Origin of the sequence: Candidatus Bandiella numerosa (assembly GCF_029981845.1) — a bacterium.
Lineage (GTDB): Bacteria > Pseudomonadota > Alphaproteobacteria > Rickettsiales > Midichloriaceae > Aquirickettsia > Aquirickettsia numerosa.
In genome coordinates, this window is sequence record NZ_CP104164.1 from 115,465 (window position 1) to 127,357 (window position 11,893).

10 protein-coding genes are annotated in these 11,893 nt (G+C 30.1%); 5 read left to right on the forward strand and 5 right to left on the reverse strand.

The features are described 5' to 3' along the window. Nucleotides 1–12 precede the first annotated feature (12 nt). The 5 genes from N3Z17_RS00515 to rseP all read right to left on the reverse strand — a co-directional run bounded on the left by N3Z17_RS00515 (nucleotide 13) and on the right by rseP (nucleotide 7,575). Entirely contained in the window at nucleotides 13–1,293 is a 1,281-nt protein-coding gene (locus N3Z17_RS00515; RefSeq protein WP_282472072.1) for a pyruvate dehydrogenase complex dihydrolipoamide acetyltransferase, read from the reverse strand. A gap of 358 nt (nucleotides 1,294–1,651) precedes the next feature. Further along, the gene (locus N3Z17_RS00520) at nucleotides 1,652–3,493 is read right to left on the reverse strand and encodes a peptidyl-prolyl cis-trans isomerase (protein ID WP_282472073.1); all 1,842 of its coding nucleotides are present in this window, start codon (nucleotides 3,491–3,493) and stop codon (nucleotides 1,652–1,654) included. Then, nucleotides 3,480–4,040, reverse strand: a complete 561-nt coding sequence (locus N3Z17_RS00525) for an OmpH/Skp family outer membrane protein (protein ID WP_282472074.1) — start codon at nucleotides 4,038–4,040, stop codon at nucleotides 3,480–3,482. Before N3Z17_RS00525 ends, N3Z17_RS00520 begins: the two co-directional genes overlap by 14 nt. A gap of 24 nt (nucleotides 4,041–4,064) precedes the next feature. Beyond that, entirely contained in the window at nucleotides 4,065–6,440 is a 2,376-nt protein-coding gene (gene bamA, locus N3Z17_RS00530; protein WP_282472075.1) for an outer membrane protein assembly factor BamA, read from the reverse strand. 7 nt (nucleotides 6,441–6,447) lie between these two features. Continuing rightward, nucleotides 6,448–7,575, reverse strand: a complete 1,128-nt coding sequence (gene rseP, locus N3Z17_RS00535; RefSeq protein WP_282472076.1) for an RIP metalloprotease RseP — start codon at nucleotides 7,573–7,575, stop codon at nucleotides 6,448–6,450. A 200-nt stretch (nucleotides 7,576–7,775) separates the two neighbouring features. Here rseP and N3Z17_RS00540 point away from each other — a divergent pair, with 200 nt between their 5' ends. From N3Z17_RS00540 to N3Z17_RS00560, 5 genes are all read left to right on the forward strand, one after another. Next, nucleotides 7,776–8,054: a hypothetical protein gene (locus N3Z17_RS00540; RefSeq protein ID WP_282472077.1), complete on the forward strand. Its 279-nt coding sequence runs from the start codon at nucleotides 7,776–7,778 to the stop codon at nucleotides 8,052–8,054. A 16-nt stretch (nucleotides 8,055–8,070) separates the two neighbouring features. After that, the gene (locus tag N3Z17_RS00545) at nucleotides 8,071–8,925 is read left to right on the forward strand and encodes a type I glutamate--ammonia ligase (protein ID WP_282472078.1); all 855 of its coding nucleotides are present in this window, start codon (nucleotides 8,071–8,073) and stop codon (nucleotides 8,923–8,925) included. A gap of 391 nt (nucleotides 8,926–9,316) precedes the next feature. Then, complete coding sequence (gene ffh / locus N3Z17_RS00550; RefSeq protein ID WP_282472079.1) at nucleotides 9,317–10,681, forward strand: signal recognition particle protein; 1,365 nt, start codon at nucleotides 9,317–9,319, stop codon at nucleotides 10,679–10,681. After that, the gene (locus N3Z17_RS00555; RefSeq protein WP_282472080.1) at nucleotides 10,678–11,244 is read left to right on the forward strand and encodes an outer membrane protein assembly factor BamE; all 567 of its coding nucleotides are present in this window, start codon (nucleotides 10,678–10,680) and stop codon (nucleotides 11,242–11,244) included. The genes ffh and N3Z17_RS00555 overlap by 4 nt, the downstream gene beginning before the upstream one ends. Nucleotides 11,245–11,280: 36 nt before the next feature. Beyond that, complete coding sequence (locus N3Z17_RS00560; RefSeq protein ID WP_282472081.1) at nucleotides 11,281–11,844, forward strand: winged helix-turn-helix domain-containing protein; 564 nt, start codon at nucleotides 11,281–11,283, stop codon at nucleotides 11,842–11,844. Nucleotides 11,845–11,893 lie beyond the last annotated feature (49 nt).

Sequence of the window (11,893 nt, forward strand, 5' to 3'; positions counted from 1 at the left end):
TTTTCCTAAAAGTTAATAACAAATCATTAATGATGGGTTTTCAACAAACCGTTTAAATGTACTTAAGAAAATTGCAGCAGTTGCACCATCAACAACTCTATGATCACAGGATAATGAAATATTCATAACTTGTTTTTTCTCCAAATTACCACTTTTACCATATGCTGGTATTTCTCTGGTACCTCCTATTGATAAAATACACGACTGCGGAGGATTAATTATGGCATAGAAGGACTTGATTGAATACATTCCAAGATTTGATATGGTAAAACCTCCACCCTGGTATTCTTCAGGCTTCAATTTCTGGGATTTCGCTTTTTTTGCAAGTTCTTTTACTTCGTTCGATATTTGAATCAAACTTTTTTGATTGGCATTTCTCACTATAGGAGTCATCAAACCATCGTCAATGGCTACTGCAACAGAAATATCCACGTTGCCAAATTGGATTATTTTATCTCCATACCAGGCAGAGTTAACTTTGGGATTTTTAAATAGCGCTAATGCACATGCTTTGATCAATATATCATTAATAGAAATTTTAAACTCAGGTTTATCACTTTCATCTAATTTAGCAGAAGAGTTAATATCTGACCTAAAATCCAAAATCTTATCAACAAAACACTCTATATCTAAGTAAAAATGAGGCACTTGCTGTTTTGATTCAACTAATCTTTCAGCTATAATTTTCCTCATATTAGTCACAGGTATTTCTAGATCACGATTTGGTATAATATTAGTCTCAAAATTTTGACTAGAACTATGCATAATAGCATTTTCAACATCTGATTTAACTATCCTGCCTCTTGGTCCGGAACCTTGTATACTGCTTATATTTATATTTTCTTGTTCAGCTATCCTTTTTGCTAAAGGAGATGCAAAAACCCTATTTGGCTCATCTTCCACCTTATTTTTTACTTTATTATGATTAAGTGTTTCATATGCCTTTTTAGCTTCAATATCCACAGATATTTCTGTTTTATTATTTTGAATGGCATGCTCCTCTTTAATAGAAGAATTTTGAATTTTGCCTATAGCATCTTTTATCTCCTCTCCCTCTTCTGCAATAATTGCAATTAAATCATTAACTTTGACATTTTTTGTTCCGGCTTCTACTAATATTTTCGCTAAAATTCCTTCATCAACTGCTTCAACTTCCATTATAGCCTTATCTGTTTCTATTTCAGCTATAACATCACCTGCTTCAACTGTATCACCCTCATTTTTAAGCCACTTAGCTAAATTTCCCTCTTTCATTGTAGGGGACAGTGCAGGCATTAAAACTTCTATCACCATAAACGTATTAAAAATGTATTTAATATAAGCTACATTAGCATATTATAACTCAGTTCTCCAATTAAATAATGAATTTACAGATTTTCTGCTCGCCCCTTATACCCCTTAGCGCTATTTGTTTTAGCTAAAAATAAATAATACGAATTCCCTAAAATAACTTGATAGATAAATTAGTATTTTTGAGAGTTTTTTTTATAGCATTTGAGCCTAATTTATCTCAATACATGGTGAAGATGATGTGAAAAAATCACCAAAAGACTTAGTTTAAATGTTAAATTATTTTATGCGCTTAATATAAGTTAAACAACTACATTCCAAATGTAAAACTTATACAACCAAATATTCTTAACAGTAATGCCTAAAAGCTATGGTCAAAAATTTTAGGATTCACAACAACATTAAATTTGTCCTTTAATTTCTTCATGATATCCATCAAAATTATTTCTTGTTCAATTTGATTAACTTGCGAATCGTATAATAACCTATGTTTTTCAATCTCATCTTTAGATGGTAAATCAACCTTAGTGGGTTTAGCCAATAGCACTTCTTCATGAGCATGGTCAATAAAGGGTTTTGTATAATAGTTAATTTTTGATTCAAAAATCACTTTATAAAAATCTACTGGTATTTCATTATTAAATTTACTACTTGACAGTCTAATTTTAGATAGCTGAATGTTCGAAAAATCAAAAAGCTTTATATTAGCTTCTGAATTTAACTTCTCTCCTTCAGAAATTTTAATTTGATTTATAAATGAGCTTAATTCCTTGCTATACCAAATTTGTTTTAATTGGGATTTTAATTCATCAAACTCTTGATCTTTTTCTGGAGTTATTTCAATTACTCTAAGGATACAGAACTTATCTGAATCAATTGGAAATATTTCACTTTGCTGATCTAATTTAATATTAAAAGAATTTTCTACAAATGACTTAGTATTAGTGATATCACCATTTTCATCAACAGAATTGATAATCTCTACCAAATTCAATTTTTGATTATAATCCTTAGCGATTACTTCTAATGTTTTTCCTTGTTTTAGTTCAGTTTGAATCTTTTTTATGCTATCCAAAAAATTATTAAACTTAACATCCTTTAAATATTCTTTTTTTAGTAAATCCTTAACTTCATCAAAGCTCTTCTTTTTTTCTATAATTATTTTTTCTATTTTAAAAATATATAATCCTAAGGGCGTTTCAATTATTTCACTAATATCACCTACTTTAAGGTTAAAAAGTTTTCCTGATATGTCACCATCAAAGTCTTTTGCTGTGATAATTCCTAAATTATAGTTATTAAAATTTGGAGCATATTTTTTTGCAACTTTCTCAAAATCTACACCTTTAATAATCTCTTCTCGTGCTTTATTAGCGCTATTTAAAGAGCTAAATTGAATTTGTTTAACATCTCGTTTTTCTGGCTCAACAAATAAAAAGCTCTTTTCTTCATAAATTTTTCTTAATTTCTCCTCAGTTACCTCACTAGATTGATCTTCAAATAGTTCTGAAGAAATTGTCATATACTCTACTTTGCGTTTTTCTGGAATCTTAAATTTTGATTTATTTTCTTCATAAATACGCTTTAGCTCTGAATCTTCAGGTCTATTAGGTATTTTAAAAGCAGAAAACGGGATTTTTACTAATTCCAACTCTCTAGTTTGCAACACATCTTCCAATATAATTTCTGTTAAACCTGGAATAACTGATTTATTCGCAGATATCGAATCGATAAACGTAGCCCTGACTACATCCTCCTTTAATTTGTCGATAAATCCCTGTTCAGATACCCCATATTGCTTAACCACCTGCTCAAATATATTTTTGTCAAATTTACCATTTTTAAAAAATATGGGAATTTTTAAAATCTCTTTTTTAACCATATTATCATTAGCAATTATCCCTAATCTCCTCGCTTCTAGTAAAATCAGAGTGCTGTCAACAATATTCCCTAATATCTCGCTCTTCAATTTACTTGTGTCATTTTGCGATAAGTCCCTTCCATATTTTACTCTAGACTCCTTAATGGCTTCTTGAAATATTTTATTAACATAGGCAAAAGAATATTCAACATCTGCAATTTTCAATGCATACGTTAATTCTTTTTTGACGAAAACATCCCTTAATCCACCAAAAGCAAATGCTAATATTAATACTAAGAGTAAAAATTTTACAAGATTTCTAAGTAACTTATTTTGAATCACTGTCTTTGCTTTGAGGTAAATTTACGTCAATTGATTTTAGTCTTTTATTTACTTCGGATATCACCTCATCTGTAATTTCCGTAGAATCATCGCTATAAAATACCATTCCCTTATCTATGGTAACCGTTATATGGTTTTTCTCTGATAAATTTTTAACAATGTCTATTAAGCTATCATTAAGAGTTTTATTAATATTATTGAATTCCTTGTCAAGATTGATCCTTTTGTCATAAAACTTTTTTTGTAAGATTTGTGCTTCCTTATTCAATTCTTCTCTTTTTTTATTGTATTCTTTTGCTGACATTATATTTTTCTTATTCTCCAAATCCTCAGCCCTTTTAGAAAATTTTTCTTGCATTTCTCCCGCTTCCTTTTCAGATTTACTAAATTCATCTTCTATCACTTTTTTTGCTTGCACATATGCAGTACATTTTTCAACTATTTTATTAGTATCAATTACTCCAATTTTAGTTTGAGCATAAACGTCGTTTATGAAGGTTATACAAGATACTAAAAAAAATACTGACAGAAATCTTAAAAATTTCATTTTATACTCCAAAAAATATAATTACTAAAAGTTTGTTCCAATACTAAACCTTACTCTTGAGGTCTTGTCAAACGATTCTTTTGTGAATGGCGTACCATAATCTAGTCTGATAAAGCCAAGAGGTGAATCCCATACCAAACCAACGCCATAAGATGCTCTAATTTTCTTGCTTGTATCAATGTAGTCAGAATTTAATCTTCCTCCTTCACATAAAGGCTTAGAACTGATTTTTTGATCATTTACACCAGAATTACATTCACAATCTTTTCCTTCACATTTATATTTTGCTGCATCGGTGTCAAACAAAGTACCGAAATCACTAAAAACAGCTCCTTTCATCCCAAATTCCTCAGGGAGACCTAAAGGAAATTGTATTTCAGCTGTGCCTGCGAAAAAAGTATTACCTCCAAGCGATGCTCGGTCATCATTTCCTGTGTATTTTTTAACCCTTGGACCTATACCTGATACATCAAACCCCCTTATATAATCCTCTCCAACAAAAAAGCTATCGTTAACGTTAACATTGTTGCCACCAATACCACGAATATTACCAGCTCTTCCGATTAAATTTAAAATAATATTTTCTTTATACAGTGGCTTAAAATAACTCGTATACAGTTGGTGTTGCAAATATTTTACATTACCACCAACACCGGCAAAATTTTGTGTAAGTTTAACCATGTATCCTTTTGTAGGGCTAATCCTGCTATTTAATTTATCATATGTAATTGAATGACCAATGGAGGACACACGTGTTTTATTTGGTTGAACCTTTAGAAATATTGATGCATCTTTGCTCTTATCAGATTTTTCATTTTTGATAGAATAATTAATATTATGATATAAATATTCATTAATATCATACCCAGTTCTGAGGGTCAGGCCCTTGCTTTTAGCGCTAAAAGAGCTTTGATCTGACCTATCTTGAGATGTTGTAAAAATATCAAAACCAACTGCTAAGTTACGATCCATAAACTTTGGTTCAGTAAAACTAAACGATATATCAGAGCTTTTTCTAGCTTTACTAAAATCAAATTCTACTATTTGCCCCTTACCCAAAAAATTATATTCAGACAATGTTGTTGAACCAATTGCGCCTGAAGCAGTGTTATACCCAATTGCAAAACGCATAGATCCCGTAGATGTCTCTTTTACTTTAATATCCAAATCTAATTTATCAAATTCAGAAGTTGGCTTATTCTCAAATTCAACTGAGCTAAAATAACCCAAATTAGCAACTTTTTGTTTAGACCTTTGAATTTTTGATAAATTGAACGAATCACCTTCGTAGATTTTTAATTCCCTTCTAATAACTCTATCCAAGGTTCTTGTGTTGCCAACAATATTAATATTCTTAACAAAATATTTTGCAGTTTCGTTGATGGTGTATCTGATATTTACTATTTTATTTTTTTCATCTTTCTCCAAATTATAATCAACATCTATAAAAGTATAACCCTTATTACCCAAAAATGATGTGGTTTGGTATACAGTTTTGTCGATTAAAGATTCATTAAATATTTCCCCTTCTTTATAATCGATGAATTTTTTCAATTCAGTTGCATCAATATCTTTTATTTGGCAATCAATTGATGATTTACCAAAATTAAACCTTTCACCTTCAGTAATAACGTATGTTAACAAAAATGATTCGCCATTAGGAGTAATTTCAGAGGTTGAAGATAGAACTTTAAAATTAGCATATCCTTCTTGCATATAATGTTGCTTGAGTAAATCTTTATCCAACATAATTCTATCTTGGTCGTATAAATCACTCGAAGAAAACAACCTATACCAAGCCGCCTCTTTTGATGCAATGATTTTTAATAAATCTTTTTGAGAAAATTTAGTATTGCCATAAAAAATTATTTTTTTGATTTTTGGCTTTTCTCCTTCATTAATGAGAATTGTAACATCAACTGAATCTTGTCCTCGCATTTTTATCGTTGATTGAGCAGAAGTAGCAAAATAACCTATTTTTTTATACGTAGATTCTATTCTTTTAACATCGCTTTCTAATTGATATTTTGAATAGATGTTACCTTCTTTAACTTGTAATTCTTTCTTGATTGTAGCAGCTTTTAATTTTTTACTACCCTCGATAGTAATTTTTCTAATTACAGGATTTTCTTCGATTTTGATGATTATAACATTTTTTGCACTTTGTTTAATCGATATGTCAGAAAAAAAACCTTGGGAGTATAAATTTTTAACTGATTTATCAATATTTTCTTTAGTAGCTTTATCCCCTATTTTAAAATCTAGATAGTATAAAATGGTATCTGTGGGAACTCTCTTGTTGCCTATGACCTCAATTTTTTGAACATTTTCAGATGCAATAACATTCAAAAATTGAAGTGAAAAAACAATTATAAAAATAAAATTTTTAACTAAATGCATAATATTTTCAGCCTAATAATAATTTTAATTTCTTAAAGAATTCGATGGCCTTTAAATCATTCCAAAAAGCTATCGACATCAATCCTATCAGTATAAAAAAGCCAATTTTAAAACAAATAACCTGAACTTTATGATTAATTGGTCTTCTAATTATTGCTTCTACTCCATAAAAAAATAGGTGCCCTCCATCTAACATAGGTATAGGGAACAAATTGATCAAACCTAAATTAAGCGATATCATTGCAACAAAATATAATATTGCCATAAATCCCTGTTTTGCCATACTCTCTGAGTATAAAGCTATTTTTATTGGACCTCCAATATCCTCCGTTCCACGTTTCAAAGTTATCATTTGCCAAATAGCTTTTACGAACATATATGACATATTTCCCACTTGGTAAAAGGAATTTACAAATGACTCTGCCACCCCAACTTTCCTAAAAGTGAATTTTTCAAAATAAACACCTATCATGCGTGATTTAACAATTTCACCAAATATATTTTTATATTCTTCTTCCTTGGGCGCAACATTCACCGTCAAATAGGATTTTTGGCGAACAACTCCTACTTCAATATTCATATTTTCACTTTTATCTAATTTTAACTTCAGATCAACTGGAGAGTCTACTTTATCTCCATTAACGTCAACAATTAAATCTCCCACTTCCAAACCAGCTTTTTGAGCTGGAGAGTCTTGTTGCAGGCCTGTAATTTCAGGCTTAAATTCCTTTACCCCACTATGCATTGATAAAATAATAAAAATGATAATTGTTAGTAGATAATTAGCAAACGGCCCGCCAAAAACAATCAAAGATTTTTGCCATAAATTTTTATGATGAAAAGATAAACTTTTTTCTTTCTCTGATAAACTATCTATTTTTTCTTTATCTGGAGTGCTCGCAGCACCTTCATCACCAAACATTTTTACATAACCTCCAAGAGGTATAAGGGCAATTTGCCAAACAGTGTCTTTACTATCTTTCCACTTGATTAGTGGCTTTCCAAATCCTATTGAAAACACCTCGATTTTCACCCCAAACAGTCTAGCAAATAAAAAATGCCCCAATTCATGAATAAACACAATTGGCGTTAAAATCACTAAAAACCAAAACAGAGCTTTTGCTGATGTATACATAATAAAAAAAACGGGCGCTATCACTATTAATAGCCAAAACAAAGCTTTCATTGAAATATAAAACATTTATTGAATCTACTAGATATCAACAAATGAACAATTTTACAATTGAAAATTTCAAACAAATGATTGCTTTTTAGTTTGATAGCTTTAAAATCCTAATAAGGCTATGATAAACATTAAAATTTCCATTTAGAATTATGCGTAAGGTGAAATATATACTTTTTATAACATTAATTTTTCCAATCATGTTTTATGGTTGTTCAAAAAAAAGCAAAAGCTATGGAACAACTGAAAAAAACTTCAAAAATAAACATTTTCCTAGAGATAATGAATTTATAATGAATGGAGGGTATAAAATCAAGGTACCGAAAAACCCCTTTGTCAGTTCCAAGGAAGCTGTGGAAGTGTATAATAAGGATAATAAAAATTCTCTTGCCGATGTTCCTAGTATACCAGAAAATTTAAAGAAGAATTAATATATTATGGGCAACCATGGCATTATTGGATTTGAAAGATTTTAGAAGCCAAATTGAAAAGGTTAGCTCATTGTTAAAGAACAAGTTTAATGTCATACCAAAATTTGGTGTTGAAATTGAATTTTACTTAAGACACAAAAATGGTAAACTAGCAAGTGCAGAGCAAATTGACAAATTTAAAGAAGAACTCAGAAAGCGTAATTTAGCGATATCTGATGAAAGGGGATTGGATCAGTTTGAGACTCAACTCAAAGCTTCAAGCAACTGTTTAGAATTAATAGAATTAATTAAAAAGATCAAACTTGATTTACACGAAGTATCAAATAAGTTGAGTTTGCTTATAACATTTAGCCCCAAACCATTTGCTGGCACATATGGCTCTAGCATGCACTTTCACCTAAGCCTATATGATAATCATAATCATAACTTATTTTCAGACGATACTATAAGCACAAACAAATTTCTTAGCAATGTTGTTAATTCAATTCTTTTAATCCTTAATCAATCAATTTATTTATTATGTGGTGATGATTTTGAAGAATATAGTAGATTTACACCAAATTTTATGGCTCCAGTAAATTTGAGCTGGGGAAATAACAATCGAACTACTGCTGTAAGAATTCCAGATGGCGATATAAGTAGTAGAAGATTGGAATTTAGGATTCCATCTGCTTCATGCGATCCACAAAAAGCTATTTTTTTCTTACTTGTTGCAGTCTTAAATGCATTAACCAATCCAAAAGCAACAATAGATAGGGTATACGGCAACGCAGCCGATCCACAATATAAATTTCAGGATTTATTTACCAATCCAACTACCGCTAAAAATCATTATAATTTGGATAATATTTATTCTCAATTATGTATCTAAATAATTTAAAATTCAAAGTGTAGGAGATAATGTTATTATAAATTAAATAGTATGTAAAAAAGCATACTTGTGAAAAATTTTTGTTAATTAATTTCCTAAAGGATTAATAGCGGTTTTAGATATAAAAGATTAACATTTGCACTTCTAGCGCATCCTAATGAGTAGTGGGAAGGTTTGCTTGATGATAAGGATGCGCTAAATGTGCACTCACCCAGTTCAGCTACTTTGATTTGTTATAGCACGTATAAATAGAATATGCAACTAATAGTTTTATTTGCTACTATAAGAAGTAATTAAATGATTTAAAATGATATTATTATTTTGTTTACTTGTGTTTTGCAAAGCATTATATTCGTCACTATATTTGTCAGAATGAAATAATAAATACGCAATGTTTGCTTCTTTAAGTGAAAATTTTATAAAAGCTCTTGATAAAATTAAGCGCAAAGGGATCATATCAGGAGATGATTTAGAAGGGGCACTGCGTGAAATAAGAATATCTATGCTCGAGGCTGATGTTGCGCTAAGCGTAACTAAAGAATTTATAAAAAATGTAAAAAATAAAGCCATTGGACAGGAAGTTGTTAATAGCGTAACACCTGGGCAAATGATAGTGAAGATTGTTCATGATGAATTAAAAAATATTTTAGGAACGGACGAGCAAGATATTAACTTAAAAGTGTCGCCCCCTGCGGTAATAATATTAGTTGGATTACAAGGTGTGGGTAAGACAACAACTGCTGTTAAGTTAGCAGTATATTTAAGAAAAAAATTAAAGAAGAAAGTGTTGCTTGCATCATTGGATACATATAGACCAGCTGCTCAGGAACAACTTGAGACACTTGGTAAGCAAGTCTCTATTGATACTCTTCCTATTATTCATAAACAATTTCCTCTGGATATTGCTAAAAGAGCGCTACAAGAGGGTAAAACAGGATTATATGACCTAATAATCCTGGATACGGCAGGTAGATTGCACACTGATGAAAAATTAATAGATGAAATCATTTCTATAAAACGCGTTACTAATCCTGTTGAAACTTTATTAGTAGCAGATTCTATGGCAGGACAAGATGCAGTAAGTAGTGCGAAGCAATTTCACGATTCAGTAAATTTAACAGGTATTGTATTGACTAGGATTGATGGTGATTCAAGGGGTGGAGCAGCGCTAAGTATAAAATATATCACAGGATGCCCTATCAAGTTTATCGGGCATGGAGAAAAAATATCTGATTTGGAAAAATTTTATCCTGAAAGAATTGCATCTAGAATTCTTGATATGGGAGATGTTGTTACTTTAGTCGAAAAAGCTATAGACGCAGTGAACGAAGAGGACTTAGAGCAGCTAGCTAAAAAAATGCAAAAGGGCAAATTCGATATGGAAGATTTAAAGAAACAGCTCAATAATTTAAAAAAAATGGGGGGAATATCTTCAATTATGGGTATGTTACCTGGTTTTAAGGGAATTAAGCAAGCTTTAGGTTCAGATAAATTTGATAAAAGTGTTATAATCAGGCAAGAGGCAATAATAGACTCTATGACAAAAAAAGAGAAGATGTACCCCAAAATAATGAATGCATCAAGAAAAAATAGAGTTGCCAAGGGAGCTGGGGTTACTGTTCAAGATATTAATAAATTGTTGAAGCAGTTTTTAGAAATGCAAAAAATGATGAAGAAAGTAAGTAATTTGGACGAAAGAAATTTAAGAAAATTTGAAAATATGATAGATAATAAATATAAAAACAATATTTCATGAAAAATCTGAAAGATGACCAAAAAATAAAAAGGCTATCTGAGGCTTTGAGAATAAATCTTAAGAGAAGAAAATCAAAGAATAAAAAAGAAACCTGTGAGAAAATTATGAAAAATAAAACTACTAAGTTAGCTGTAATATTAATCTTGTCAGCTATGTTGATATCATGTGGTAAAAAAACGGAAAGAGTAGGCTATTTTTTAAGCAAGGAAAAGCTGGACACTATCAAAATCAATCAAACTTCTGAGCAAAGTCTTCTGAATGCCTTAGGAGAACCTACAACCAAATCAAGCTTTGGCCCAAAGATTTACTATTATATGGAACACCAATATGAACAAGTTGCATTTTTTTATCCGAAATTAAAGGAACAAAAAATTGTCGCCATAGAACTGGATGCAAAAGATATAATCAAAAAAGTAACAATATATGGTTCAAAAGATGCAAATGTTTTGAATTATGACTCAGATCAAATTATGATAAAGGGAAATCAAATTGGTGTGCTAGAGCAATTTGCAAGCAATATAGGTAAATTCAGTTCAAAAGCTCAAAAGGGTAGTGCAAATTGATTTTTAAATTTGATGCGAGATTAGTATACAACATCAATGATAGTGATATTTAGTAAGAATACGCACTTAGAGCAAGCTTTAAGAAATTTCCAGATGTATAAAAACTTAAAGATTGTAACAACACAGGACAAAAAACAATTAGAAGAAGCAGGTAGAATTTGTATATTAGATGAGGTTGTGAGCTTTAATAATCAATATAAAATTTGCATTTCTACATCAAAAACTCAGGGCACAGATTTAACAAAACCTTTTCATATCTCAGGTTTAAATCTCCTCATTATTAAATGCTTAGCACAAATAAATAATTATATATTTCCCGATAAATTTTCTTTTTTCTACAATGAGAGATTGTTAATTAATAATGATGAAAAAACTGTTAAATTGACCGAAAAAGAAGCTGGCTTGCTAAATTTTATTTTAAAAAGTCCAATTTTTACTGTTAACAAAGTCGAGGTTCTTGATAAATTGTGGAGATACGATATTACTTCAGAAACATTAACTATTGAAACACATATTTATCTTTTAAAAGCAAAATTCAAAAAACTTGGCTTTAAGAATGTATTGTCAATTGATAAGAATAAAATTAATTTCAGTATTTAAATTTGGCATGTTAATTGCTCATAAATTATATGCACTGATAATATAAATA

Excerpts from the sequence above, each read along its gene's own strand:
- N3Z17_RS00515 (WP_282472072.1), bottom strand. The coding sequence starts at position 1,293 with ATGGTGATAGAAGTTTTAATGCCTGCACTGTCCCCTACAATGAAAGAG.
- N3Z17_RS00525 (WP_282472074.1), bottom strand. The coding sequence starts at position 4,040 with ATGAAATTTTTAAGATTTCTGTCAGTATTTTTTTTAGTATCTTGTATA.
- bamA (WP_282472075.1), bottom strand. The coding sequence starts at position 6,440 with ATGCATTTAGTTAAAAATTTTATTTTTATAATTGTTTTTTCACTTCAA.
- rseP (WP_282472076.1), bottom strand. The coding sequence starts at position 7,575 with ATGTATACATCAGCAAAAGCTCTGTTTTGGTTTTTAGTGATTTTAACG.
- N3Z17_RS00540 (WP_282472077.1), top strand. The coding sequence starts at position 7,776 with ATGCGTAAGGTGAAATATATACTTTTTATAACATTAATTTTTCCAATC.
- N3Z17_RS00545 (WP_282472078.1), top strand. The coding sequence starts at position 8,071 with ATGGCATTATTGGATTTGAAAGATTTTAGAAGCCAAATTGAAAAGGTT.
- ffh (WP_282472079.1), top strand. The coding sequence starts at position 9,317 with ATGTTTGCTTCTTTAAGTGAAAATTTTATAAAAGCTCTTGATAAAATT.
- N3Z17_RS00555 (WP_282472080.1), top strand. The coding sequence starts at position 10,678 with ATGAAAAATCTGAAAGATGACCAAAAAATAAAAAGGCTATCTGAGGCT.
- N3Z17_RS00560 (WP_282472081.1), top strand. The coding sequence starts at position 11,281 with ATGATAGTGATATTTAGTAAGAATACGCACTTAGAGCAAGCTTTAAGA.